This is a genomic window from Aquitalea sp. LB_tupeE (assembly GCF_013391415.1).
GTDB lineage: Bacteria > Pseudomonadota > Gammaproteobacteria > Burkholderiales > Chromobacteriaceae > Aquitalea.
Map to the genome: position 1 here is coordinate 231,191 of NZ_JACAXB010000034.1, position 24,872 is coordinate 256,062.

Sequence of the window (24,872 nt, forward strand, 5' to 3'; positions counted from 1 at the left end):
GTTACCAGCGCGGGGCTTGCCAGGCCACCCCTTCTTTCCAGCGGATGACGGCATCGGCCGGCAAGCCGGGCGTCAGGCGCAATTGCGGATTGCTGCTCAGGCTGAGTTTGACCGCATACACCAGCTTCACTCGCTCATCAGGCGTTTGCACTTCCTTGGGGGTGAATTCGGCACGCGCCGCAATATGACTCACCGTGGCGGCAAACGGATGATCGGGAAAGGCATCGGTTCTGATTTGCGCAGGCAGGCCAAGGCGGATCTTGCCGATCTGGTTTTCCGGCACATACACCTTCAGGTAAAGACGGTTCAGGTCCACCAGCTCCACCACCCCGCCGCCCGCCGCCAGCATTTCGCCCGGCTCACGCAGGCGATTGCTGACCATGCCACCGGAAGGCGCGGTCAATTGCAATTCGCGCAGCACGGCAGTGGCTTCGGCCACCGCAGCTTCGGCCTGATGGATTTGCTCCGCCGCCTGTACAGCCTGGCTGCGGGCGCTGACAGCAGCCAGTTGCATCTGCTCGGCATGCATGCGGTCTACCGAGCCGCGCGCCAGCAAGTCGGCAAAGCGGGCGGCGTCCTTGCCCGCCTGTGCCGAAGCGGCGGTGGCGCGCTGCTGCTGGGCACGGGCGGCAGCCAGGCTGGCCTGGGCGGCGCGCAAGCGGGCCGTCACTTCATCCGAATGCAGAGTGGCCAATAACTGGCCACTGCTGACCATATCGCCTTCGCGCACCTTGACCGTTTCCAGCCGCCCCGGGTATTTGCTGGCCACCAGCACGCTGTCGCCCTCCAGTCGGCCATTGGCCTGGATCAGCCCTTCCGGCAGCCCACGGTCGCGTGCTTGCCAGATGCCATAGCCAAGCGCACCAGCCAATGCCAGTACCACGCCCGCCATCACCACTTTGCTTTTGTTCATGTCACAACTCGCCGATGGCCCGTTGCAAGGCCACTACCGCCAGGGCGTGGTCGTAACGGGCGTTGAACAGATTGCGCTGGCTGTCTGCACGCCGCACTTCGGCGGCCAGCACCTCGGTCTGATTGGCCAGGCCATTGCGATAGCGATCGCGCTGGATGGCCAGGTATTCGTCTGCCGACAGCAAGGCAGCCTCAGCCACGCGGATACGTGCCGCTGCTTCGATTTGCTGGCTATGGCTGCGCTCCACTTCCAGCGCAATCAGGCTGCGGGCTTCCAGCAACTGGTCCTGCACCGCGCTGGCTTGCTCGCTGACACTGCCGGCGCGGGCGCGGATCAGCCCGCTATCAAACACACTCCAGCTGACCCCCAGCCCGACCGAGCCCACTCCTTTGTTCACCAGATACGGGTTTTTCAGATAGCTGTAGGCGGCATACACCCCTAGTTGCGGCTGGCTTTCGGCGCGCACACTGCGCGCATTGGCCTGCAAGGATTCGGACCATTCTGCCAGGCCCGCCAGCTCCGGCCTTTGCTGCAAGGCGCGCTGCTGCAAAACCGCCAGACTGCGCCCATCTGCGGCCAGCACCAGCTCATCCACCTGCACCGGCTGACTGAAGTCACGTCCCAGCAGGCGGTTGTAGGCAGCCTGGCTCAGCGTTTCTGCCTGCTGGGCCGAAATCAGCTTTTGCTCGGCATCGGCCACGGCCAGGGCTGCACCCAGCACATCTGCGCGTGCCACCACGCCTTTACGGAAGAAATTGTTCACATCCCGCTGATAGGCTTGCAGGCTGTGCAGATACTGGCTGGCAACCGCTGCCGCATGTCGCGCGCGCAGCACATTGACATAGGCGTCCGCCACTTGCAGGCGCAGGGACTGGCGTACCTGCTCGCGGGCGTAGCGACTGGCTGATGTCGCAGCTGCAGCCGACTGCTGCAGAGCAGTGAGCCTGCCACCGGTATACAAGGGCAGGCCCAGCCGGGCATTGGCATAACGTACATCCCGGTTACTGAGCGGCGCGTCCACGGTGGCAGGCAGATGCAGGCCCAGCGCGCCCAGGCCTTGGGTCAGCGGGCTGATATCCAGCCGGGCTGTCGGGGTGCTGTCCAGCTGGCTGATACCCGCATCCAGGGTCAACGAGGGCCCACCTGCTGCCTGGGCAGCCTCTTCTTGCGAACGGGCAGCATCTACCTTGCGGGCCTCAGCGCGCAGACTGTGACTGTATTGCTCGGCCTGCTGCCAGGCTTGCTGCAATGATTCCGCCAGGACAGGGCAGCTCAGTACAGACAGACCCAGCCACAGCGGTAAAAACTTGCCTGAAAATGCCATTGAAGTAATGAACACTCATTCATCAATAATGCCCTCAGTATATTGCAACTGCATAGACGGTTATTGCGCTTGATCAGTCAAACCGAAGCAAAAATGGAAAGATGAACAATACAAAGCCCGAAAATGCCTGATAACCGGCATTTTCGGGCTTTTGCTCTAGAGATTCAGGCTTTCAATGCCGCGCGCAACTGATGTGCGGCCCGCAGGGCAAAGGCATAGATGGACAGTTGCGGATTGGCACCGATGCTGGTGGGAAAGACGGAACCGTCGATAATGCTCAAATTGCGCAGTGCCCAGTGTTGGCCGTATTCATCCACCACACCGCTATCCGGCTGGCTGCTCATGGCAGCTCCACCCATGACATGGGCACTGACCAGCCGGGCCAGCAAGGGCTTGAGCGGCAGCCGGTTAATCATTTCCCGCGCATCCTTCCAGTTGGCCTGTAGCGTTGCCTGTTCGTGAATCACCTGCACCTGGCGCGCCCCGGCGGCAAATTGCAGTTCCGCCATGGTGAGCCAGCTGCGCCGCACCCCTTCCCACAATACATCGTTCAGCGGGTAATCCAGCTCGGGCGAGCCATCGGCACGCAGGCGCACCACCCCACCCTGGCTTTCCGGATGAAAACCATCGCGCAGCAAGGCCAGCATCACATGCAGATGCGGCAGCTGCTGCATCAGGCTGGCCGTGTGCTGGCCAAAGCCCGACAGCGTCACCCCCACCAGCAGCGGATGCACCGGCGGTACTTCCAGCTTGTAGCCCAGCGGGCCGTCCAGCGCTTGGGTATGCATGAAGTGGTCGGAATACACGGTTTGCGGTGCGCCGTTATAGGCCTCGATACGCTGCGGCATCACCGCACCGCAAATGGCGACCGGGTGCAGGAAGGTACGCTTACCTACCTGCGCCCCTCCCAGGCTGCTGCGCAACAAAATGGCCGGGCTGCCAATGGCCCCCGCAGCCAACACCACATGCGCGGCATTCACCTTAAATCGACGGCCGGTGAGACTGTGACCGTCTGCCGCCAGCAGCACGCCCTCCGCCCCTTGCAAGGCCTTGCCGTCCGTAGTGGGGACCAGCCGCTCCACGCGAGCCCGCGCCAACAAGGCGGCCTTGTGCTGCAAGGCTGCTGGAATGGTGGTCACCAGCATGGACTGCTTGGCATTGGTGGCACAGCCCATGCCGCAATAGCCCAGATTCCAGCAACCGCGCACATTGCGCCGGATGCGGCCATGCTTGAGGCCCAGCGCCTGACAGCCCTGCTCCAGCACGCTGTTGTTGGGATTGGGGTCGGTCTGCCAATCGGCAATACCCAGCCGGGCTTCCGCCATGTCAAACCACGGTGCCATGGCTTGCGGGTTGAGCCCGTGCAGGCCATAACGCTCACCCCACCAGTTGAGGGTGTCGGCCGGGGTGCGAAAAGCACTGGTCCAGTTGACCGTGGTGCTGCCACCCACGGTACGGCCTTGCAGGATGTTGATGGCCTTGTCGGCCGTCTTGCGACTGGCGGCCTCCTGATACAGCTCGGGATAGGCCTTGGCTTCCAGCAGGCGGAAATCTCGCGAGCTACGCAATGCACCCTCTTCCACCATCAGCACATCCAGCCCGTCCTGGGCCAGCACCTCGGCCGTCATGCCACCGCCAGCACCGGTGCCGATGATCAGCACGTCGCAGTGCAGTTGCAAGTCCTGTTGCTGGGTGGCACCGTCCAGCACACGCCAGCCGTCGGCCACACCCTGGGCAATCGGGTCGGGCAAGCTCATCGGTGTCGTCATGGCAGTAAACTCATGATGTGTGGCGGTTGCTGATACGCGATGGCGCTCCAGCTGGCCGGGTTACCAAACCAGGCGGCATTGATCAGCGCATGCAGTGCCTGATAAGCCGAGCGCAGCAATAACAGCGGGCTTTGCTGCCAGCTACGCAAGAAGTTGCCCAGCTCGGTTTCAGATGCCTGCGCCCAGGGGCTGCGCACCCCGGCCAGCCAGCGCCGCGCCCAGCGATTGGCCAGCAAGTCGAATAGCTGGCGTAACTCCTGCTGGATGGCGGGCAGCAGATTGCTGATTGCCACATCCACCCCGCGCACGATGTCATTCACCGGCAGGCCGGACAGGCCCAACATGACCGGAGCAATGCTGCGGAGGATTTGCGCGTCGGCAGGCTGCAAAAAATGCAAGGCCGGCTCAGCAGTGGCGGGCCAGTCCGCTTGTGGTGTCGCCAGCAGGCCTGCGGCCAGCAACACCACGCTGCCGGCCATGCCGGTCTTGATCAGTTGGCGGCGCGTCAGCATGTCAGCCTCGCAACATCAGTCGGAGTAGCCATTCCACTGTCCGGCCATACGGCGGGCGCGTCAGCCAGCTGCCCGCCCAGTGGCCTTGGCTGAATACCGGTTTGAGCTTGGAGAAGGTGAGAAAGCCTTCGTAGCCGTGGTAATGCCCCATGCCGGAGGGCCCCACGCCGCCAAACGGCATGCTGTCCTGCGCCACGTGCAGAATGGTTTCATTGATACATACGCCACCGGATACGGTTTCTTGCAACACCTTGCCGATGCGCACCGGGTCGCGATCAAACAGGTAAAGCGCCAATGGACGTGGCCGGGCGTTGATGTACTCCAGCGCCTCGTCAAAACGGTGATAACTGACCACCGGCAAGATGGGGCCGAAGATTTCCTCCTGCATCAGCGCGCAATGGGCCGGGCAATCCAGTACCAGCGTCAGCGGCAGCTTGCGCACTGCGGCCAGATCTTCACCAGCCGGGTTGATCTGGCGGACTGTCGCGCCGGCAACGACCGCTTCGTCCAGCCATTGTTGCAGGCGCTGATAATGCCGTGGATGGATGATGCTGCTGTAGTCCGGGTTGTGCGCCAGCGTGGGATAGGCGCGGGTGGCAACAGCATCCAGCATGGCCAGCAGGCGGTCGCGGTCCTTGGCGTTCACCAGCACATAATCCGGTGCCACGCAGGTTTGTCCGGCATTGAGCATTTTGCCAGTCACGATGGATTCGGCAGCACGGGCAAAGTCGGCATCCCGCGCTACCAGAGCGGGCGACTTGCCGCCCAGCTCCAGCGTCACCGGAGTAAGATTGTCCGCCGCAGCACGCATGACATGGCGTCCCACCGCCGTGGAGCCGGTAAACAACAGATGGTCAAATGGCAGGCGGGTAAAGGCCTGTGCCAGCGTGGCGTCGCCATTGACCACCGTCACCAGCCCCGGCTCGAAATACTGCGCCACCAGCCTGGCCAGCAGTGCGCCGGTGGCGGGGGTGAGTTCGGACATCTTGATCATCACCCGATTACCCGCCGCCAGCGCGCCAATCAAGGGGCCAAACGCCAGAAACAAGGGGTAGTTCCAGGGCACCACCACACCGACTACGCCCAGCGGCTGGGGTATCACCTGATTGCGCGCCGGGCGGAACCACAGCGAAACCGCACGACGTTGCGGGCGCATCCAGCGGCCCAGCTGGCGGCGTGCACTGCGTAACTCTTCCAGACTGGGAAACAGTTCCAGCAAGCGGGTTTCCACCCCGCTGCGCTGGCCGAAGTCGGCATTGACTGCATCAATCAAGGCCGCGCGGTTCTGTTGTATCAGTTGCTCCAGTGCAGTCAACCAGCCACGGCGCGTCGCCAGATCGGGAAACCGTGCCGCATCGGCGGCACGGCGCATGGCGGCATAGGCCTGCTGCAGACCCTGTTCGGTGTCTGGCGGCATCGGCATGACAGGCATTGTGCTATCCTCGTGTTGTTCCATCCGGCAAACGGTCGTTTAGAGCGACGACTCTAAAGCCAGAATAGCATCAGAAATTTCCTCTGTCACCCGTGTATCCATCATGCTGATCGATTTCTTTTACGCCCTGCGCGACGCCCGCTTGCCGGTATCGCTCAAGGAGTTCCTGACCCTGCTGGAAGCACTGCGGCAAAACGTGGCGTTTGGCAGCCTGGATGCTTTTTACTACTTGTCTCGCGCCACACTGATCAAGGACGAAAAGCATTACGACCGCTTCGATCAGGTATTCGGCCATTACTTCGAGGGCAAGACGCTGAATCTGGACGACTTGCAGCGCGACATTCCGGAAGACTGGCTGCGCAAGCAGGTAGAGAAATTTCTCAGCCCGGAAGAACAGCAGCAATTGCAGGCCATGGGCTGGGATACGCTGATGGAAACCCTGCGCCAGCGGCTGGAAGAACAGAAAGAGCGGCATCAGGGTGGCAACAAATGGATAGGCACCGGCGGCACCAGTCCCTTTGGTGCTTATGGCTACAACCCGGCGGGCATCCGCATCGGCCAGGACGAGTCGCGTCATCGCCGTGCGGTGAAGGTGTGGGACAAACGCGAATTCCGCAATTTTGACGACGCTGCCGAACTGGGCAGCCGCAATATCAAGCTGGCCTTGCGCCGGCTGCGCGAATTTGCCCGCGACGGGGCGGACGAGGAACTGGACCTTGAGGCTACCATTGCCGGCACCGCGCGCAAGGCAGGTCTGCTGGACCTGCGTATGCGCCGCACCCTGCGTAATACGGTGAAGCTACTGGTGCTGTTTGATGTCGGCGGCTCGATGGACGACCACATCAAGGAAGTAGAAACACTGTTTTCTGCCGTCAAGAGCGAGTTCAAGCACCTGGAGTACTACTACTTCCACAACTGCGTGTACGAAACCGTGTGGAAGGACAACCGGCGGCGACAAGGCAGCAGCCTGTCCACGCTGGACCTGCTGCATACCTTTGGCAGCGATTACAAGCTGATACTGGTGGGCGACGCCACTATGAGTCCTTATGAAATCAGCCATCCAGGCGGCAGCGTGGAACACATGAACCCGGAAGCCGGCGCGGTGTGGATGCAGCGCCTGCTGGCCCATTTCCGCCATGCCGCCTGGCTCAACCCGGTGGCCGAGCGATACTGGGGCTACACCCCGTCCTTGCAGCTGATGCAGCAACTGATGCAACAGCGCATGTTTCCGCTCACCCTTGAAGGCGTGGACCGTGCCATGCGCAGCCTGAAGCAAAGGGGAGCCTTACTGGCTCCCTAGCTTGACGGGGGAAAGTGCTGGCCGTTACCGTCGAAAGCCCGCACCTGGTCGCGTCCGGCCAGCTTGGCCTCGTACAAGGCCTGGTCGGCCAGCGCCAGGGCGACACTGGCATCTTGCTGGCTGCGGGCAAAGCTGCTGACGCCAATACTGGTACGCACCTGCAAACTGGCTCCCCCTACCTGGATGACATGACTGCGCACCGACTCGCGCAGTCGTTCGGCCAGTGCCAGCGCACCGGCCATGCCGCAACCGGGCAACAGGACGGCAAACTCCTCCCCTCCCAAACGCCCCACCACATCCACCTTGCGCACCACCTGCTGACAGAGGGCAGCAAAGTCGTGCAGCACTTTGTCACCCACCGCATGACCCCAGGTATCGTTCACCCGCTTGAAGTGGTCGATATCCAGCATCAATACAGCTACCGGATTACTGAAACGCTGGAAGCGGGCAAATTCATCGGCCAGTTTTTCCATAAAGCTGCGTCGGTTGGCAATGCCGGTCAGGGCATCGGTGGTGGCCAGTTGGCGCAGGGTTTCTTCCTGCTGCTTGCGACTGGTGATGTCACGGTATACCCACAACACACTGCGTAGTCGCCCCTCCACATAGATGGGCACGTGGTCGCGCTCCAGCATGCGTCCGTCTTTCAATGCCCATTCTTCCCCCAGCGCCACTTGCCGCGTCTGCTGCAATTCTTCCATTCGTTGCAGCAACTGCTGCGGATGAGCAAAACACGATGCAGCCCGGGCCGCCACCCGCAGGCGATTTTCCTGTTTCAGTTGCTCGGGCGTCAGGTCTGGCATGAACATTTCGCAGTACTGATGATTGACCAGCACCACCTCGCCGGACTGATCCTCCAGCAGCATGGCTCCGTGAAAGTGTTCGATGATGGCCAGCAACTGGCGCTGCAAGGTGGCCAGTGCTTCTTCGGCCTCACGCCGTGCGGTGATGTCGTGAATGATGGAAAACAGCAGGGTGCGCCCGCCGGATTCCACCGGTGAGGAATGCACATCGACCGTGCGCAATTCGCCGCTGGCCAGACGATGGGTGAAGGTGAAGTGGTTGTGCGCCTGCAACAAGGCAACGCCTATGGTGCCGTGTATGCGCTCCTCGGCCATCTGGTTGATACGGCCAAGCGCCATGCCTACCAGTTCCTGTCGGGAATAGCCATAAAAACGTTCGGCTGAGGGGTTGGCATCGACAATGCAGCCCTTTTCCGGGTCGATCAGAATCATCACCGCGCCATGGTTCTGGAACAGCATGCGAAAGTGCGCTTCGCTGTCTTCCAGCAGCCGCTGGGCTTGCTTGTGGGTGGTGATGTCCTGCACCGTGCCGACAATGCGACAGACATTGCCATTGCCATCCACCTCGGTGGCCTGACCCTTGTCCAGCACCCAGATCACCTCTCCGCTGCGGCGTATCACGCGGTATTCAATGCGGTACTGGCTGGCATCCCGCTTGAGCAGGGCGCGGATATTGTGACGCACAGTCGGCAGGTCTTCATGATGCACCAGTGCCTGCCACTGCGCCGGGTTGTCATGCAGGGTGTGATAGTCATAGCCCAGCATGTTCACCAGTTGCTGGTTGAAATCCAGTTTTCCCAGCGCCACATGCCAGTCCCACAAGCCGATATTGGCCCCGCGCATGGCCATGTCCAGCCGCTCCTGGCTTTCACGCAAGGCCTCTTCCGTGCGTTTGCGCTGGGTAATCTCGGAAATCAAGCCATGCCAGCGCACCGACTGGTCATCCTGCAATTCCGGTGTGGCGCGGCCTTCCACCCAGATCATGCGGCCATCCGGCAACAGAATGCGGAATTCGCATATCCACGGCAGGTGGTAGCGCAAGGCAGCCTCACCCTCCTCCCGTACCCGCTGCAGGTCGTCCGGAAATATCCGCTGGGCAACCAGTTCGGCATTGTCTTTTGCCTGCTGCGGCGAAATGCCAAACAGATTGCGCACTCCCTCGCTGACATAGACAAACTGCCCCACCCCGTAGGGGTTGATGGTGTACATGAACAGCATGCCGGGAATATTGCTGGCTATCTTGGCCAGCCGGTCTTCGCCCTCCACCTGCTTGCTGACATCTATCCAGTAGCCCTGCACCACATCACCGGGCAACAGCTGCACATGCTCCTCCAGCCAGCACCAGCGGCCGCTGCCATGCAAAAAACGGTAGCGGCAAGTGGCAAAGCCTTCACTTTGCGCCAGACGCCAGCGCCCATCAGCCAGCGCGGCCTGATCATCCGGATGCAATCGTTGCTGCCACCACAAAGGGTCAAGCAGAATGTCTTCGGGGAAATAACCCAGAATTTCAGCCACATTGGGGCTGACTTCCTGCACCTCATGTGGCTGCGCCGGGCTACAGGAGAAAGCCACCATCGGCCCGTTGGCAAACAGCGCATGCTGGCGATGCAGCAATTGCTGCATGCGTTTGACTTCGGTCAGATCCTGAATCACCAGTACATGGCCGGTGGCATTACCCTGAACCAGTGGCGAAGCAGAAATACTTACCATGTGTCGGCTGCCGTCCCTGTCCGCTACCACCCATTCGCGTGGTAAGCCATTCCCCGGCATCAGACCGGCATCAAACAGCGTCAGCAAATCCCGGGCCTGACTGGGACATTCAGGCTGCAGCCCGCCGGATGCCATTGCCTTAGCCTCGCACAGCAATACCGTGCTGATGTGATGACCGCACAAGACATCGCCGCCTATGCCCAGCAGCCGCTCGGCTGCCGGGTTGCTGAGGGTGATGATGCCTGCCTCATCCAGGAGCAGCAGGGCCGCATCCATCTGGTGGAAGACATTGGAAAGCAATGCGGCTGATTGATCAGGCTGTGCGTGCAGTGGTGCGGTCAATGGTGTCTCCGGCACTCAGGATTCGATTTCATGCCCTACTTTATAGATGATGTATGGAGTGTTACTGCCGATACCGAGAAATAATCAGGAAATGCTTGAAAAAATCGCAAATTGCCACAAATTCTACTTGAGCAATCGGCAGCTTATGTCGACAATGAATCAAGCTTTCAGCACAACACGCCCCACACAGCCAAAGGAGCAACGTCATGGAAACCATTTTGATGATCGCACTGATCACCGCCTTTGCCGTTGTGCTGGGCATGCTCATCAGCCCGCTGGAGAAAAAGCGCGAGCTGGTTCCCATCCGCATCCGTCGTGATGAAGAACAGGCCCGTCCGCGCCAGCGTCGTTATTGATACCGGCAGGCAAACAGAAAAAAGGCAGCTTTGGCTGCCTTTTTTGTTATTCAGGTTGATCTGGCCAGTTCTTCAATACGCAATCAGAACTCACGCTGCGGCACCAGCACGGTACGGTTGCCATTGCTCTCCATGGCACTGACGATGCCAGCGGCTTCCATTTGTTCGATCAGTCGGGCTGCACGGTTGTAGCCGATACGCAAATGGCGCTGTACGGCGGAAATGGAGGGTTTGCGGGTTTTCAGCACAATCTCCACCGCTTCGTCGTACAGTGGGTCGCTTTCGGTAGCGGCCTGCACCTTGGCCGTAGCCGCCGCCGATTCCTCATCCGCCTCGGTTTCACCGGTCAGCAAGCCTTCCACATAGTCCGGCTCGCCCCATTGCTTGAGGAAATCCACTACCGCGTGCACTTCGTCATCGGTGACAAAAGCGCCATGCACCCGTTGCGGATAGCCGGAACCCGGCGGCAGGAACAGCATATCACCCTGACCCAGCAGGCTTTCTGCCCCCATCTGGTCCAGAATGGTACGGCTGTCTATCTTGCTGGACACCTGGAAGGCAATCCGCGTAGGGATATTAGCCTTGATCAGACCGGTAATCACATCCACCGACGGACGCTGAGTGGCCAGAATCAAATGAATGCCCGCAGCACGGGCTTTCTGTGCCAGGCGGGCAATCAGCTCTTCAATTTTCTTGCCTGCCACCATCATCAGGTCGGCAAACTCATCCACCACCACCACGATAAAGGGCAGCTTGTGCAGCGGCTCCGGTGTTTCCGGCGTCAGGCTGAAGGGATTGGTCAGGCGGCGACCGGCCTCTTCGGCTTCGCGCACCTTGTCGTTATAACCGGCCAGATTACGCACACCCAGCGCACTCATCAGGCGGTAGCGGCGCTCCATCTCGCCTACGCACCAGTTAAGGGCATTGGCGGCCAGTTTCATGTCGGTGACTACCGGGGCCAACAAATGCGGAATGTCGTTGTACACCGACAGTTCCAGCATCTTGGGGTCGATCATGATGAAGCGAACTTCGTCCGGCGTGGCTTTGTACAGCATGGACAGAATCATCGCATTCACGCCCACCGACTTGCCGGAACCGGTGGTACCGGCCACCAGCAGGTGTGGTGCCTTGGCCAGGTCAATGGCCACCGGCTGGCCGGTAATGTCCTTGCCAAGCGCCATGGTCAGGCGTGATGAAGGCTGCTGGAACACATCGGCCGAGAAGATTTCCGACAGACGAATCATCTGGCGCTTGGCATTGGGCAGCTCTAAGCCCATGCAGGTTTTGCCGGGAATGGTTTCCACCACCCGGATGGATGCCAGACCCAGCGCACGCGACAGGTCTTTCATCAGATTGACCACCTGATTGCCGCGCACACCAACAGCCGGCTCCACTTCGTAACGGGTAATCACCGGCCCGGCATAGGCATCCACCACGCTGACCTTGACCTTGAACTCGGCCAGTTTTTCCTCGATCAGGATGCCGCGCTCCAGCAATTCGTCTTCCGACACCACCGTAGTGGCCTCTTCGGCCGGGCGCAGCAAATCCAGCCCGGGCAGGCAGTCTTCACCGTAAATCACCGGCAGGCTGGAGCGATGTGCCGCGGCAGGGGCAGGCAGCGCCCAAGGCAAGGCAGCATCGGCCTGCGTGCCCGGCAGCGACGGCGAGGCCGCATCATCAAGCGGACTGCTGGCGATAAAGTCTGGCTGGGTTTCTACTTGCACAGTGCTGTCGGCAGCAACAGCAGCCGGCTCAATAGCTTGAGACACGGCTGGTGCAGTTGGCGTGGCATCGTCCAGCAAATGCCAGACCAGCGTGCTGTCCGCGCGCGGTGCCGCTGGCTGGGCTTGCGGCGTGCTCTCGCTGATCATAGCCCACGGCAAGTTGGCAGCAGCATTACCCGCAACGCTGCTGGCAACACTTGCTGCCGAGCCAGTCGCTGCGGCTTGTTGCCTTTGTTCCGGCCAACGCCAAGGCTGCCTCTCCGGCGGGGAGGCAGGCTGCGGTGACAGCTCTGGAGATGGCACGGGCTGCGTGACATGGGGAACAGGCAGCGCGTCCGGCTTGCCTTGCGACGGCTCCGGCATGCTTACTGTGGGTTCTGCTGCGGATGAGGCACCCCCATCAGCAAGATCCTGTTCAAGCACCATACTCACATCCACCACGGTCTGCGGTGCAGGAGCAACTGGCTCAGGCAAGGTGGCTTCAGGGGCTGGCGCTGCTTCAGCCACCACATCTGACACATCAGCAAAGGCGCTGACCGCCTCGGACAGGGCAACATCCTCAGCGGTAGAGAGCGGAATGTCAGACTGCTCCAGCATACGACCGGCCAGGCCAGCCAAGGGCATGCTGGCGGATGGCGCATCGGGAATATCCGCCAGCGACAAGCCCGGTGCATGCGCCGGATTTGGCTGCGGGGCGGGCGCGACGGATTTGGCTTGCGGCGCCCGGTTCTCCGGCGGACGAATCCAGCCCTCATACGCTTTGCTTCTGGGCTGCTGCTCATGCCGGACAATTGGCGGCTCCACCGGCGGAGCTTCGCGGCGTGGCGGAGGTGTCTGGGTCTGGGTCTGGGTCTTGATCTTGAGCGGGGCCGAGCGCACCGGTTGCAAAATAACCGGTGGCTTGGGCGGTGACGGCTCGCTGTTGCGTCGTTTGCTATGCAAGGCACTGACCTGGGCACGGACTTCATGCGGGTCGATCACCGGCAGTGCACGGCTTTCAGACTGCGGCATGGCACCAGCCTTGCGCTCCGCCTGCCGACGGCGTGTGCCGTGGTGCATATTGTGTTGCAGCTCATCCAGACCGATAACCGGCAGATTGCCGCTGACCGGAGCCGTCACTGGCTTGGGCTGTGGCTTGCTGCGACGGTAGGTGCGCTCCAGTTCCACATGGGGCAGGTCAGCCGGCGGAGCGGCACGGGTTGGCGTTGTTTGCGGGCGGACCGACGCTTCAGGCTGCGGCCGGCTTAGCGCTGCGGCAGTGGCTCGAGCCACCGCTGCTGGCTCATTGAGCAAGGTGCGCTTTGGCAACGCTGGCTCGACAAGGACATCCACCACCGTTTGTGTGACCGGCTCCTCTTGCGGCTCGTCGAAGCGGATAGCCACCGGCTCGCGCCTGCGTTCGCGAAACGCGGCTGGGGTGATGTCCAATTCTTCATCATGACTGGCGCCCAGCAGGCGATCCAACCTGCCCAGCAAGCGCCCGCGCTGTTGCAGCAGGTCCTTGACCGCAGGCCACTGCCCTCCCCGCTTGCGCCAGGCCAAACCACCCGCCACACCCAAACCCATCAGTGCCAGCACAAACCACACGATCTGCAACCTCTTTCGTCATTCATCACCGCCTGCCACCCACAGCATGCAGGCGGCCAGGCAGAACAGGGCAATTCAAACCGTCGATTGTACCCTTATTTGCCAGCAAACTGCATGACACCGGCTGATAAGACAAGAATGAAAAAACCCCGCACCAGGCGGGGTTCTTGTCGATCACAAACCGGATCAGTTCACTGCCACGGTAGCGGCGATGTCCTGATAGTCCTTGATCTGGTCGAAGTTCAGGTACTGGTAAACCTCGGCACCCTTCTCGTTGATGATGCCGATATTGGCCTTGTACTCTTCCACGGTCGGAATCTTGCCCAGCTTGGAGCAGATGGCGGCCAGTTCGGCCGAACCCAAGAACACATTGGTGTTCTTGCCCAGACGGTTGGGGAAGTTACGGGTGGAAGTGGACATCACGGTGGCACCTTCGCGCACCTGTGCCTGGTTACCCATGCACAGCGAGCAGCCCGGCATTTCGGTACGGGCACCGGCCATGCCGAACACGCCGTAGTGACCTTCGTTGGTCAACTGCTCGGCATCCATCTTGGTCGGCGGAGCCAGCCACAGTTTTACCGGCAGGTCGCGCTTGCCTTCCAGCAGCTTGGAAGCCGCACGGAAGTGACCGATGTTGGTCATGCAAGAACCGATGAACACTTCGTCGATCGGAGTGCCGGCCACTTCGGACATGAACTTCACGTCATCCGGGTCGTTCGGGCAGGCGACGATAGGCTCTTTCACGTCAGCCAGATCGATTTCGATCACGGCAGCGTATTCGGCATCGGCATCAGCCTTCAGCAGTTCGCCGTTGGCAATCCACTCTTCCATCTTCTTGATGCGGCGCTCCAGGGTGCGGGCATCGGCGTAGCCGTCGGCGATCATGGTCTTCATCAGGGTGATGTTGGAGCGCATGTATTCGACGATGGGTTCCTTGTTCAGGTGCACGGTGCAACCGGCAGCGGAACGTTCGGCAGAAGCGTCGGACAGTTCGAATGCCTGCTCCACCTTCAGGTTCGGCAAACCTTCGATTTCCAGCACGCGGCCGGAGAAGATGTTCTTCTTGCCGGCCTTGGCTACGGTCAACAGACCTTGCTTGATGGCATACAGCGGAATTGCGTTAACCAGGTCACGCAGGGTGACGCCGGGTTGCAGTTCGCCCTTGAAGCGCACCAGAACGGATTCCGGCATGTCCAGCGGCATGACGCCGGTAGCCGCGGCAAAAGCCACCAGACCGGAACCGGCCGGGAAGGAAATGCCGATCGGGAAACGGGTGTGGGAGTCACCACCGGTACCCACGGTATCCGGCAGCAGCAGACGGTTCAGCCAGCTGTGAATCACGCCATCGCCCGGACGCAGTGCAACACCGCCACGGGTGGAGATGAAGGCCGGCAGTTCCTTGTGCATTTTCACGTCCACCGGCTTCGGATAAGCGGCGGTGTGACAGAAGGACTGCATCACCAGGTCGGCGGAGAAGCCCAGGCAAGCCAGGTCTTTCAGCTCGTCGCGGGTCATCGGGCCAGTAGTATCTTGCGAACCCACGGTGGTCATCTTCGGTTCGCAGTAGGTGCCCGGACGCACGCCCTGGCCTTCCGGCAGACCACAGGCGCGGCCAACCATCTTCTGTGCCAGCGAGAAGCCCTTGCCGGAATTGGCCGGGTCTTTGGGCAGACGGAATACGGTGGACGGAGCCAGACCCAGTGCTTCACGGGCCTTGGCAGTCAGACCACGGCCGATGATCAGGTTGATACGGCCGCCTGCACGCACTTCGTCGAGCAGCACGTCAGACTTTAGCTGGAAGCTGGCAACGGTGGCGCCGTTCTTTTCAATCTTGCCGTCATACGGATAGATGTCGATCACATCGCCCATTTCCAGCGCAGACACATCCACTTCGATCGGCAGCGAGCCGGAGTCTTCCTGGGTGTTGAAGAAGATCGGCGCAATCTTGCCGCCCAGGGTCACGCCGCCAAAGCGCTTGTTCGGCACAAACGGAATATCCTGGCCGGTAGCCCATACCACGGAGTTGGTGGCGGACTTGCGGGAAGAACCGGTACCCACCACGTCGCCCACGTAGGCAACCAGATGGCCTTTTTTCTTCAGGTCTTCAATGAACTGCATCGGACCGCGCTTGCCGTCTTCTTCCGGGACGAAGGCAGCACCCGGACGGGTGTTCTTCAGCATGGCCAGGTAGTGCAGCGGGATGTCCGGGCGGCTCCAGGCGTCCGGTGCCGGCGACAGGTCGTCGGTATTGGTTTCGCCCGGCACCTTGAATACGGTAACGGTGATTTTCTTTTCCACTTCAGGACGGCTGGTGAACCATTCGGCATCAGCCCAGCTTTGCAGCACGCCCTTGGCGTTGGCATTGCCAGCATCAGCCAGTACTTGCACGTCGTGGAAGAAGTCGAATACCAGCAGGGTCTTTTTCAGGCCTTCGGCAGCGATGCCGCCTACTTCGGCGTCAGCCAGCAGGTCGATCAGCGGCTTGACATTGTAGCCACCCAGCATGGTGCCCAACAGCTCGGTAGCCTTGGCACGGGAAACCAGCGGCGAAGCCACGCTGCCTTCGGCAACAGCAGCCAGGAAAGAAGCCTTGACCTTGGCGGCATCATCCACACCCGGCGGCACGCGGAAGGTGATCAGCTCGACCAGCAGATCTTCCTCGCCCTTGGGCGGGTTTTTCAGCAGTTCGACCAATTGTTCGGTTTGCTTGGCATTCAGCGGGAGGGGCGGAATGCCCAGTGCAGCGCGCTCTGCAACATGCTGACGGTAGGCTTCGAGCATAGCTTGGGACCTTTTTGCTTGGGTTGTTTGCAATGAGTCAGCCGCCAGCGGGGGATCAACTGGCGGCAACCGTCCGGGGAGATTTCGTTCTACCCCGTTTTGATTGCTGGAAGATTACGCTCTCTGCATGCCAGTTACAAACGAGTAATCGAAACATCGTCTGTGAGTTATACTCACACCATGAGCACTTACCCCCCTCTCAATGCGCTGCGGATATTCGAGGCCGCAGCAAGGCTGGAAAGCTTTTCCTCGGCAGCAGACGAGCTGTTCGTTACCCACGGTGCTGTGAGTAAGCAGATCAAGCAGTTGGAAGAATGGCTGGGCGTGCGCCTGTTTGAACGCGCCGGCGGACGGGTAAAACTGACCGACACCGGCTGGCGTTACCTGATCCAGGTGCAGGACGGACTGGACCTGATCGCCAATGCCACTTCGCAATTGCTGCAACCGGACAACCAGCGCCGGCTGACCATCAACTCCACCCCCACCATGGCCATGCACTGGCTGATGCCACGCTTGCACGTTTTCCGCGAAAGCTATCCGGACGTGGAATTGCATCTGGTGACATCCGACCGCGACATCAGCCGGCTGGACAGCCCGTTTGACATTGCCATCCGTCGCGGCCCCGGTGACTGGCCCGGCCATATTGCCAAGCCGTTTCTGGAAGAGTGCGAGCTGCCCTTGTGCTCGCCCGCGCTGCTCAAGCGCTTTCCGATTGAAAGCCCGGCCGACCTGGCTCAGCACACCCTGCTATACGCCGACACGCGGCCTACTGCCTGGCAGCGCTGGCTGACCCTGGCTGGCGTGCCGGAGCTGAAACCGGCCTGCGGCCTGCATTTCGACCGCTTCTCGCTGGCACTGCAAGCGGCACTGGATGGTCTTGGCGTGGCGCTGGGTCCATTACCGATGGCACAGGCACTGGTGGACTCCGGTCAGCTGGTAGCTCCGCTATCCAGCCCGGTGGTACCGGTACGGGATTATTGCTGGATCGTGCCGCGCACGGCATCGGGCGATTCAACGGTAGCTTCGTTCTGCCGCTGGCTGGAGCAGGAAGCCGGACAGATGCGCCCCTTTCCTGCTGCCGGACTGAATGCCAACATAATTGCCCACGCCTTCCCGGCCGATTAAGCAAGCCTCCAGCCTGCCTCGGCGGGCAAATGGCATCAGGGTGCGGGAATCAGCCCGATTTCCCGCACTTCCAGCGGAGCGACTTCACGCGGTAGCCACTTGTTGTAGATGCGGCGGAAGCTGCCATTCTTTTTCATGGCGGCCAGCGCGTCGAACCAGCGCTGGATCACCTTCCCTGAGGTGCCCCGGGAAAAGGCCAGGTAGAGCTCCAGCGACTCCAGCACCCGCACCACTTCCACAGCGTCAGGCGGTTGATGAATATCCTTCAATACCGCCCCCACCACAAAGCTGCCCTCCACCCAAAGGTCGTAACGCCCGCCCAGTAATTTCTGCGCAGTCACTTGCGGCGTGGGTGCCAGATCAAGCTCGACAAAACCTGCCGCAGCAGCCGCATCGGCAAAAATACTGCCACGGTAAGCCCCCACCGGCCTGCTGTACAGCCCGGCACCCAATGACTGCAGGGCCGCAGCCTCGCCCTTGCGGCACAGCAGCACGGTTTGCGAGATGGCCACCGGCCCCACCAGCGTCATGATTTTTTCGCGCGCATCGCTGCGCCCCACGGTAAACAGCATGACATTCGGCGTGGTTTCCAGTTCGCGGTAGCCACGCACCCAGGGCACGACATCGATACCGCTATTGTCATGGATGCGACTCTGAATTTCCCGCACCACCTCCACCGCCATGCCATCCGCCACCCCATGACGTGAAAAGGTGATTGGCGGCCACTCTTCGGTATAGATGGAGAGCGCAACAGCAGGCAGCGCATTCAGCAGCAGGATCAGTAGCAGAATCGGGCGCATGGCAGCTCTCGTCACAAAATCATCTTTTATTGATAGCTGTTTGCGCATGACGATGCAGGCATATTCGTTATAATGGCCGCCTGACATGAAATTCGCTGTGCCAGAACCAGGTCTGTTTTGCACATCCACCGCACGCAAGGAACGACATGAGCCGCATCACCCTTTCCCGCTTTCTGATCGAACAACAGCGCAAGGCCGGCACCCTGCCGCCAGAGTTGCGCCTGCTGATCGAAACCGTTGGCCGCGCTTGTAAAGCCATCAGCTACTCCGTCAACAAGGGGGCATTGGCTGGCATTCTGGGTGAGGCCGGCACCGGCAACATTCAGGGCGAGGCGCAAAAGAAACTGGACGTGATTGCCAACGACTTCCTGCTGGACGCCAACGAATGGGGCGGCAGCCTGGCCGCCATGGCATCGGAAGAAATGGAACTGCCTTATCACATTCCGGGCGAATACCCGAAGGGCGAATACCTGCTGATGTTCGACCCGCTGGATGGTTCCTCCAATATCGATGTCAACATCTCGGTTGGTACCATTTTCTCCATCCTGCGCTGCCCGGAAGGCATTGACCACCCGACCGAAGAAGCCTTTTTGCAACCGGGCACCAGACAGGTTGCCGCCGGTTACACCGTTTACGGCCCGCAAACCATGCTGGTACTGACCTTCGGCAGCGGCGTGCACGGCTTTACGCTGGACCGCGAACATGGCTCTTTCGTGCTGACTCACTCCGACATGCAGGTTCCGGAAAGCACCCAGGAATTTGCCATCAACATGTCGAATATGCGTCACTGGGAAGCACCGGTAAAACGCTATGTCGACGAAATGCTGGCAGGCAAGACCGGCCCGCTGGGCAAGGACTACAATATGCGCTGGGTGGCTTCCATGGTGGCCGAAGTGCATCGCATCATCACCCGTGGCGGCATTTTCATGTATCCGAAAGATGCCCGCGATCCGGGCAAGGCCGGCAAGCTGCGCATCATGTACGAAGGCAACCCGATGGCCTTCATCATCGAACAGGCAGGCGGCGCTGCCACCAATGGTTATCAGCGCATCTTGGACATCCAGCCGCAAGGCCTGCACGAACGCGTAGCGGTGTTCCTGGGCTCCAAGGAAGAAGTTGAGCGCATTACCAGCTACCATCAACAACAGTAAAAAAGCCAACCCTGCCGCTTGCGGCAGGGTTTTTTTATTGGCAATACTGACAGTTGCTCCAAGCAGCCTATAGTGAATTAACGTTTATCAGATAACGGATACCGCGCATGCTGTCTACCCAACACCTGATTGTCGCTCTGGCAGAAAGCTCATCCGTGCAAGCGCAGATCATCCGCAATGCACTTGGCGAGATGGGCATTACGCGCATGGAGGTATTTGAAACCGGCGCAGACTTGCTGGACTACATCAGCCAGTACAAACCGGATGTGGTGATGAGTGCCTTCCACCTGCCGGACATGACGGCCGGTGAAATGATTTTCCGCATGCGCGGTCATCTGGAATTGCGCGACATTCCTTTCATTCTGGTTTCCAGCGAAACCAACCCGGAACTGATCGACCCCATGCGCCAGGCCGGTCTGATGGGCATTCTGCCCAAACCCTTCGACCTGCCCCAGCTGCGCAAGGTCATCAACGACACCATGGATTTCCTGTCCGTCAACCAGAGCGACAACGACAGCGACATTGATTACGCCGACCTGAACATCCTGCTGGTGGATGACAGCGTGATGGCACGCCGCCATATCCGCACCGTGCTGGAACGACTGGGCTTCGAGAAAATTACCGAATCCTGGAGCGGCAAGGACGCCTTGCCACTGATAGACAGCACCCTGTTCGACCTGGTGCTGACCGACTACAACATGCCGATGATGGACGGCTGCGAGCTGACCCGCTACATCCGCACCAACAGCATGCAAAGCTCGGTGCCCGTCATCATGATTTCCAGCGAGGAAAACATGGAGAAACTGGCCGCCGCCGAAGCTGCCGGCGTATCCGCCATCATGGGCAAGCCCTTCGAAACCTCGGCGGTGCGCCAGATTCTGCGCACCCAGTTGGCGCAGCGCTGAATCAGCGCGGCATCACCCACACCAGGCGGGAGCCGCCCTGTGCGTCATTCAGCGCCTGGCGGCGCCAGTAGCCCTGACTGGCAAATGCAGTACCCGTGTCTGCCACCCCAGCCATGCGGCAATAGCTGACTTCCTGAAAACCCGCCTGCAACAATTGGCTGCGGCCCTTTTTGCGCGACTTGACGCAAGTGGGATGACTGGCCAGCGCCACCAACTCCGCCGGAGCTGCCTCCTCCCAGCCACACACCATTTCCAGCTTGGGCTGGGTCATCACAGCCAGTCCACCGAGTACCATCGCCAACAAGGCATGCCATTCCGGCGCCACCGTTGCCATCGGCGCAGCCAGCTCACCGGGGTAATTCACCAGCAGTGCCAGGCTTTGTTCGCCCTGTGCCAGCCAGTCTCTTCCCGGCAATGAGAAATCAGCAGCAAGCAGCAGCAAGGCCACCGCACGGCTATCCGGCAGATGCATGACGAAAGCTCCGCCCTGCTCGCCCGCATGCAAATAAAACGCATTGGCAGGCAAGCTGAGCCTCTCCGGCATATTGGCGGGCAGACGGGTGTGCTCCAGCGCCTGCATCAGACCGGAATCCAGTTGCGCCATGACGCGGCCATGACGGCAAAACTGGCCATAGGCATCGGCCAGACGCTGTTCGGTAGCAATGCGCGCCGATGCAGCCGGATACACTTGAGCTGCGCGCTCCAGTTCGCGCGCCACCAGCGCCATGCCTTCCTGTTGAACAGCTTCAGCTTGCACTGCCTGGGTATAGAGTTGCCCGACACGTCTGGCCCAAGGCCGCGTGGCGGCATAACGTTGCACAGCATAAAGCATTTCGGTGACAGCCCTCGGACAAGAAAAAAGGGCCGCATTGTAAGCGCAAGCCGTGGCTTACCGCCAGTCTGCGCAACGAGAAGAGGATGGCGGACCGTGATTCAGGCCAGGCTGTTACCGCTGGAAATGAAGGAATAACGGCAAATATCTTCGCGGCGCTGCCAGCCCTGGTTTTCCCAGAAACTCTGCGCAGCGGTATTGCTGCGGAAGACATCAAGATGGGTCTTGGCAATGCCCTGGCGTGCCAGTTCGGTAATACAGGCATCCACCAGACGACGCGCCAGCCCCTGGCGACGATAAGCCGGCAACACCAGCAAATGCTGCAGATAGCCACGACGGCCATCATGTCCCGACATCACGCAGCCGACAATGTTGCCATCCACTTCGGCAACAAAGCTCAAACCGGGGTTACGCGTCAGATAACGCGCGGTGGCATCTTCAGAGTCAGCATCGCGGATGGAAATACCAGGGGTTTGCTGCATCAGTTGCAGCACGGTGGGGTAATCATCCAGCGTCATCAATCGAATGACAGGCATGGTAGTACTTTCATCAAGATACACGCTCCATGTTATGCCCGGAGGCTGCCGTCAGAAAAGTCCGCTGCTCTCACCAAGCAGCAGGGCCGATGCAAATGCACCGGCCCTGCTGATAAACAGCCAGTCAGACTGCTGGTGACACGGCCTTAATGCCGCCGTGCCAGCCGCTGCAACACAGCTACCAGGGTATCGACTTCCTCGCAGGTGTTATAGAACGCCAGCGAAGGCCGCACCGTGGCTTCCAGCCCGAAGCGACGCAGAATCGGCTGGGCGCAGTGGTGGCCGGAGCGCACCGCAATGCCTTCCTGATTCAGCGCCTTGCCCACTTCCTCGGTGCGATAGCCCGGCAGCACGAAGGACAGCACGCTGGCCTTGTTGGCTGCGGTGCCGATCAGGCGCAAACCCGGTACCGATTGCAGGCCGTGGGTGGCATACACCAGCAGGTCGTGCTCGTAATGGGCAATGGCTTCCAGCCCGATACGCTCGACATAGTCGATGGCTGCGCCCAGGCCCACCGCGTCCGCGATATTGCCGGTGCCCGCTTCGAACTTGTTGGGTGCCGGCTGATACAGCGTTTTCTCGAAGGTGACATCAGCAATCATGTTGCCACCCCCTTGCCACGGCGGCATGCTGTCCAGCAATTCCTTCTTGCCGTACACCACGCCGATGCCGGTGGGTGCAAATACCTTGTGTCCGGAGAACACAAAGAAGTCTGCATCCAGCGCCTGCACATTCACCCGCATGTGCGATACCGACTGCGCGCCGTCCACCAGCACCCGCGCCCCGGCGGCATGCGCCAGCGCCACGATTTCCTGCACCGGTGTCACCGTACCCAGGGCATTGGATACCTGGGTGATGGCCACCAGCTTGGTGCGGCTGTTCAGCAGCTTGCGGTATTCGTCCAGCAAAATCTGGCCGCTGTCATCCACCGGAATCACCCGGATTTTGGCGCCGCTGGCAGCAGCCAGCATTTGCCAGGGCACGATGTTGGCGTGGTGCTCCAGCTGCGACACCACGATTTCATCGCCCGCGCCGATGTTCTGGCGACCCCAGGTATTGGCCACCAGGTTGATGGCCTCGGTGGCACCGCGTACGAAAATCACCTGATCCGGGCTGGGAGAGCCAATGAAGCGCACCACCTTGTTCCGGGCCGCTTCATAAGCATCCGTCGCCCGCGCCGCCAGCTCATGCGCGGCGCGGTGGATGTTGGAGTTTTCGTGCTGGTAGAAATAGGCCAGCCGGTCTATCACCGCTTGCGGTTTGTGCGTGGTGGCGGCGTTGTCCAGCCAGATCAGCGGCTTACCATTGACCCGCTCGGCCAGGATGGGGAAGTCCCGGCGCACGGCATTGACATCAAAGCCATGGCCGCGACTGGCCACCTTGCGGTCGAAATCCGGTGCCTTGCCATGTTGCGGCCATTCCTCGACAAAGTAATAGCCATGGCTATTACCCTGCGCGGGTGCCGCTGCCACCGGCTGGCGGCTGTCGCCGGCCAGCAGGGCGCGCAGCTCATCCGCACCCGGCAGACCGAAGGACTGCGCCGTTACCCGGTCGTCCACCGCCACATCCGGCGCGGCAGAGGGATAGGCCGAGGACTCACCGATAAAGTAATACGGCGAGGACGGCACCGCAGCACCGGCAAAGGACGGGGCCGAAGGCTGGGCAGCGGCCACTTGCGGAATGACAACGCCATAACCTTCAGGCACGGCATAGGCATGCGGGCCACCACGACCAAAGCCATCCAGCGCCGCCGGTTCCGGCGCATGCGCGGCGGCGGCCGCCGGCTGTGGCGACAACTGCGGGCCAGCCACATCCAGATTCAGCCCATGGGCGGCAGGCGGCGGGCTACCTGGTACCTGCCCCGGCAAGGCGCTGAAGAAGGCATTGGCCAGATTCGCCAGCTGGGCGACATCCGGCAGGCCGTCTGGCAGGCCGGAAGGCTTACTTGTAGGTATCTGGGTAGTCATGGTACTTGCCAATCTCCACGTCTTCGAGCACGGCCAGCGCATCTTCGGTCAGCACGGCCAGCGAGCAATACAGCGAAATCAGGTAGGACGCGATGGCGTTGCGATTGATGCCCATGAAGCGCACCGACAGGCCCGGGCTTTGTTCGCCAGCCACACCCGGCTGGTACAGGCCGATCACCCCCTGGCGCTTCTCACCTACGCGCAGCAGCAAGATCTTGGTCTTGCCGTCTTCGTCGATAGGCAGCTTGTCTGACGGGATGATGGGGACACCGCGCCAGGTGATGAACTGGGAACCGAACAGGCTCACGGTCGGGGGCGGTACGCCACGGCGGGTGCATTCACGACCGAAGGCGGCAATGGCCAGCGGGTGGGCCAGGAAGAAGCCCGGCTCTTTCCATACCTTGGTCAACAGCTCGTCCAGATCATCCGGGGTCGGTGCGCCGGTCAGGGTGGAGATGCGCTGGGTATCGTCCACATTGGCCAGCAAGCCGTATTCCGGGTTGTTGATCAGCTCGGATTCCTGGCGTTCCTTGATGGTTTCAATGGTCAGGCGCAGCTGTTCCTTGATCTGGTCGTGCGGGCTGCTGTACAGGTCGGACACGCGAGTGTGCACGTCCAGTACGGTGGTCACCGCATTGAGGAACAATTCGCGCGGCTGTTCTTCGTAATCGACAAAGGTTTGCGGCAGTTCGGATTCATCGCGTTGCGAGCAGGCCACCTGCACGCCAGCGGCATTTTTCACCCGGTTCAGACGGAAAATGCCCGCTTCTACCGGCGACCATTGCAGCAGATGCACCAGCCAGCGCGGGCTGATGGTGGACAACTGCGGAACGGTTTTGGTGGCATTGGCTAGCTGGCGCGCGGCGTTGTCGCCCAGTGCCTGTTTGACGTCCTGATGTTGAGACATGTCTGCTCCATAAGGGTGGTTAAAAAAACAATCTGCAGGTTGCTCAAGCCCCTTGCCGGCGGCCTGCAGGCAATACTCCGCCCAGCCCGGCAGCATGCC

18 protein-coding genes are annotated in these 24,872 nt (G+C 60.8%); 5 read left to right on the top strand and 13 right to left on the bottom strand.

The genetic code is table 11. The annotated features are described in order from the left end of the window. Position 1: 1 nt before the first annotated feature. From HWX34_RS18770 to HWX34_RS18790, 5 genes are all read right to left on the bottom strand, one after another. Positions 2-913, bottom strand: coding sequence for an HlyD family secretion protein (locus tag HWX34_RS18770; RefSeq protein ID WP_178973692.1), 912 nt, complete (start codon positions 911-913; stop codon positions 2-4). A gap of 1 nt (position 914) precedes the next feature. After that, positions 915-2,162, bottom strand: a complete 1,248-nt coding sequence (locus HWX34_RS18775) for a TolC family protein (protein WP_178973693.1) — start codon at positions 2,160-2,162, stop codon at positions 915-917. Between the two features lie 239 nt (positions 2,163-2,401). Next, the gene (locus tag HWX34_RS18780; RefSeq protein ID WP_255497510.1) at positions 2,402-4,006 is read right to left on the bottom strand and encodes a GMC family oxidoreductase; all 1,605 of its coding nucleotides are present in this window, start codon (positions 4,004-4,006) and stop codon (positions 2,402-2,404) included. After that, positions 4,003-4,518, bottom strand: a complete 516-nt coding sequence (locus tag HWX34_RS18785; RefSeq protein WP_178973694.1) for a hypothetical protein — start codon at positions 4,516-4,518, stop codon at positions 4,003-4,005. The genes HWX34_RS18780 and HWX34_RS18785 overlap by 4 nt, the downstream gene beginning before the upstream one ends. A gap of 1 nt (position 4,519) precedes the next feature. Beyond that, complete coding sequence (locus tag HWX34_RS18790; RefSeq protein ID WP_178973695.1) at positions 4,520-5,950, bottom strand: coniferyl aldehyde dehydrogenase; 1,431 nt, start codon at positions 5,948-5,950, stop codon at positions 4,520-4,522. A gap of 103 nt (positions 5,951-6,053) precedes the next feature. Between HWX34_RS18790 and HWX34_RS18795 the strand changes: the two genes are divergently transcribed. Then, positions 6,054-7,250, top strand: a complete 1,197-nt coding sequence (locus HWX34_RS18795) for a VWA domain-containing protein (RefSeq protein WP_178973696.1) — start codon at positions 6,054-6,056, stop codon at positions 7,248-7,250. Here the strand turns inward: HWX34_RS18795 and HWX34_RS18800 are convergent. After that, a complete protein-coding gene (locus HWX34_RS18800) occupies positions 7,247-10,102 on the bottom strand; it encodes a PAS domain S-box protein (protein WP_178973697.1) in 2,856 nt (951 codons plus the stop codon). The genes HWX34_RS18795 and HWX34_RS18800 overlap by 4 nt on opposite strands. Positions 10,103-10,308: 206 nt before the next feature. On the opposite strand from HWX34_RS18800, the gene HWX34_RS18805 reads away from it, so the two are divergent. Then, a complete protein-coding gene (locus HWX34_RS18805) occupies positions 10,309-10,458 on the top strand; it encodes a hypothetical protein (RefSeq protein WP_178973698.1) in 150 nt (49 codons plus the stop codon). Between the two features lie 83 nt (positions 10,459-10,541). Here the strand turns inward: HWX34_RS18805 and HWX34_RS18810 are convergent, their stop codons facing one another. Both HWX34_RS18810 and acnB read right to left on the bottom strand, forming a co-directional pair. After that, complete coding sequence (locus HWX34_RS18810; protein WP_304506145.1) at positions 10,542-13,778, bottom strand: DNA translocase FtsK; 3,237 nt, start codon at positions 13,776-13,778, stop codon at positions 10,542-10,544. Between the two features lie 177 nt (positions 13,779-13,955). Continuing rightward, entirely contained in the window at positions 13,956-16,550 is a 2,595-nt protein-coding gene (gene acnB, locus HWX34_RS18815) for a bifunctional aconitate hydratase 2/2-methylisocitrate dehydratase (RefSeq protein WP_178973699.1), read from the bottom strand. A 180-nt stretch (positions 16,551-16,730) separates the two neighbouring features. Here acnB and gcvA point away from each other — a divergent pair, with 180 nt between their 5' ends. Continuing rightward, complete coding sequence (gcvA, locus tag HWX34_RS18820; protein ID WP_178973700.1) at positions 16,731-17,675, top strand: transcriptional regulator GcvA; 945 nt, start codon at positions 16,731-16,733, stop codon at positions 17,673-17,675. A 35-nt stretch (positions 17,676-17,710) separates the two neighbouring features. Here gcvA and HWX34_RS18825 read toward each other — a convergent pair whose 3' ends face one another. Continuing rightward, positions 17,711-18,475 carry an ABC transporter substrate-binding protein gene (locus HWX34_RS18825; RefSeq protein ID WP_178973701.1) on the bottom strand — a complete coding sequence of 255 codons (765 nt, stop codon included), beginning with the start codon at positions 18,473-18,475 and terminating at the stop codon, positions 17,711-17,713. Between the two features lie 146 nt (positions 18,476-18,621). Between HWX34_RS18825 and HWX34_RS18830 the strand changes: the two genes are divergently transcribed. Together HWX34_RS18830 and HWX34_RS18835 are read left to right on the top strand one after the other, a co-directional pair. After that, the gene (locus tag HWX34_RS18830) at positions 18,622-19,626 is read left to right on the top strand and encodes a class 1 fructose-bisphosphatase (protein WP_178973702.1); all 1,005 of its coding nucleotides are present in this window, start codon (positions 18,622-18,624) and stop codon (positions 19,624-19,626) included. Between the two features lie 107 nt (positions 19,627-19,733). After that, positions 19,734-20,531, top strand: coding sequence for a response regulator (locus HWX34_RS18835; RefSeq protein WP_178973703.1), 798 nt, complete (start codon positions 19,734-19,736; stop codon positions 20,529-20,531). Between the two features lies 1 nt (position 20,532). Here HWX34_RS18835 and HWX34_RS18840 read toward each other — a convergent pair whose 3' ends face one another. The 4 genes from HWX34_RS18840 to HWX34_RS18855 form a co-directional block, all read right to left on the bottom strand. Beyond that, positions 20,533-21,363 (bottom strand): hypothetical protein, encoded by an 831-nt coding sequence (locus HWX34_RS18840; protein WP_178973704.1) that lies wholly within the window; start codon positions 21,361-21,363, stop codon positions 20,533-20,535. Between the two features lie 101 nt (positions 21,364-21,464). Further along, a complete protein-coding gene (locus HWX34_RS18845; RefSeq protein WP_178973705.1) occupies positions 21,465-21,899 on the bottom strand; it encodes a GNAT family N-acetyltransferase in 435 nt (144 codons plus the stop codon). Positions 21,900-22,045: 146 nt separating this feature from the next. Then, a complete protein-coding gene (locus HWX34_RS18850; RefSeq protein WP_178973706.1) occupies positions 22,046-23,866 on the bottom strand; it encodes a family 2A encapsulin nanocompartment cargo protein cysteine desulfurase in 1,821 nt (606 codons plus the stop codon). Next, a complete protein-coding gene (locus HWX34_RS18855) occupies positions 23,841-24,773 on the bottom strand; it encodes a family 2A encapsulin nanocompartment shell protein (protein WP_045844953.1) in 933 nt (310 codons plus the stop codon). Before HWX34_RS18855 ends, HWX34_RS18850 begins: the two co-directional genes overlap by 26 nt. Between the last annotated feature and the right edge of the window lie 99 nt (positions 24,774-24,872).

Coding starts and splice junctions, on each gene's coding strand:
- HWX34_RS18770 (WP_178973692.1), bottom strand. CDS start 913: ATGAACAAAAGCAAAGTGGTGATGGCGGGCGTGGTACTGGCATTGGCT.
- HWX34_RS18780 (WP_255497510.1), bottom strand. CDS start 4,006: ATGACGACACCGATGAGCTTGCCCGACCCGATTGCCCAGGGTGTGGCC.
- HWX34_RS18785 (WP_178973694.1), bottom strand. CDS start 4,518: ATGCTGACGCGCCGCCAACTGATCAAGACCGGCATGGCCGGCAGCGTG.
- HWX34_RS18790 (WP_178973695.1), bottom strand. CDS start 5,950: ATGCCTGTCATGCCGATGCCGCCAGACACCGAACAGGGTCTGCAGCAG.
- HWX34_RS18795 (WP_178973696.1), top strand. CDS start 6,054: ATGCTGATCGATTTCTTTTACGCCCTGCGCGACGCCCGCTTGCCGGTA.
- HWX34_RS18805 (WP_178973698.1), top strand. CDS start 10,309: ATGGAAACCATTTTGATGATCGCACTGATCACCGCCTTTGCCGTTGTG.
- acnB (WP_178973699.1), bottom strand. CDS start 16,550: ATGCTCGAAGCCTACCGTCAGCATGTTGCAGAGCGCGCTGCACTGGGC.
- gcvA (WP_178973700.1), top strand. CDS start 16,731: ATGAGCACTTACCCCCCTCTCAATGCGCTGCGGATATTCGAGGCCGCA.
- HWX34_RS18825 (WP_178973701.1), bottom strand. CDS start 18,475: ATGCGCCCGATTCTGCTACTGATCCTGCTGCTGAATGCGCTGCCTGCT.
- HWX34_RS18830 (WP_178973702.1), top strand. CDS start 18,622: ATGAGCCGCATCACCCTTTCCCGCTTTCTGATCGAACAACAGCGCAAG.
- HWX34_RS18835 (WP_178973703.1), top strand. CDS start 19,734: ATGCTGTCTACCCAACACCTGATTGTCGCTCTGGCAGAAAGCTCATCC.
- HWX34_RS18840 (WP_178973704.1), bottom strand. CDS start 21,363: ATGCTTTATGCTGTGCAACGTTATGCCGCCACGCGGCCTTGGGCCAGA.
- HWX34_RS18845 (WP_178973705.1), bottom strand. CDS start 21,899: ATGCCTGTCATTCGATTGATGACGCTGGATGATTACCCCACCGTGCTG.
- HWX34_RS18850 (WP_178973706.1), bottom strand. CDS start 23,866: ATGACTACCCAGATACCTACAAGTAAGCCTTCCGGCCTGCCAGACGGC.
- HWX34_RS18855 (WP_045844953.1), bottom strand. CDS start 24,773: ATGTCTCAACATCAGGACGTCAAACAGGCACTGGGCGACAACGCCGCG.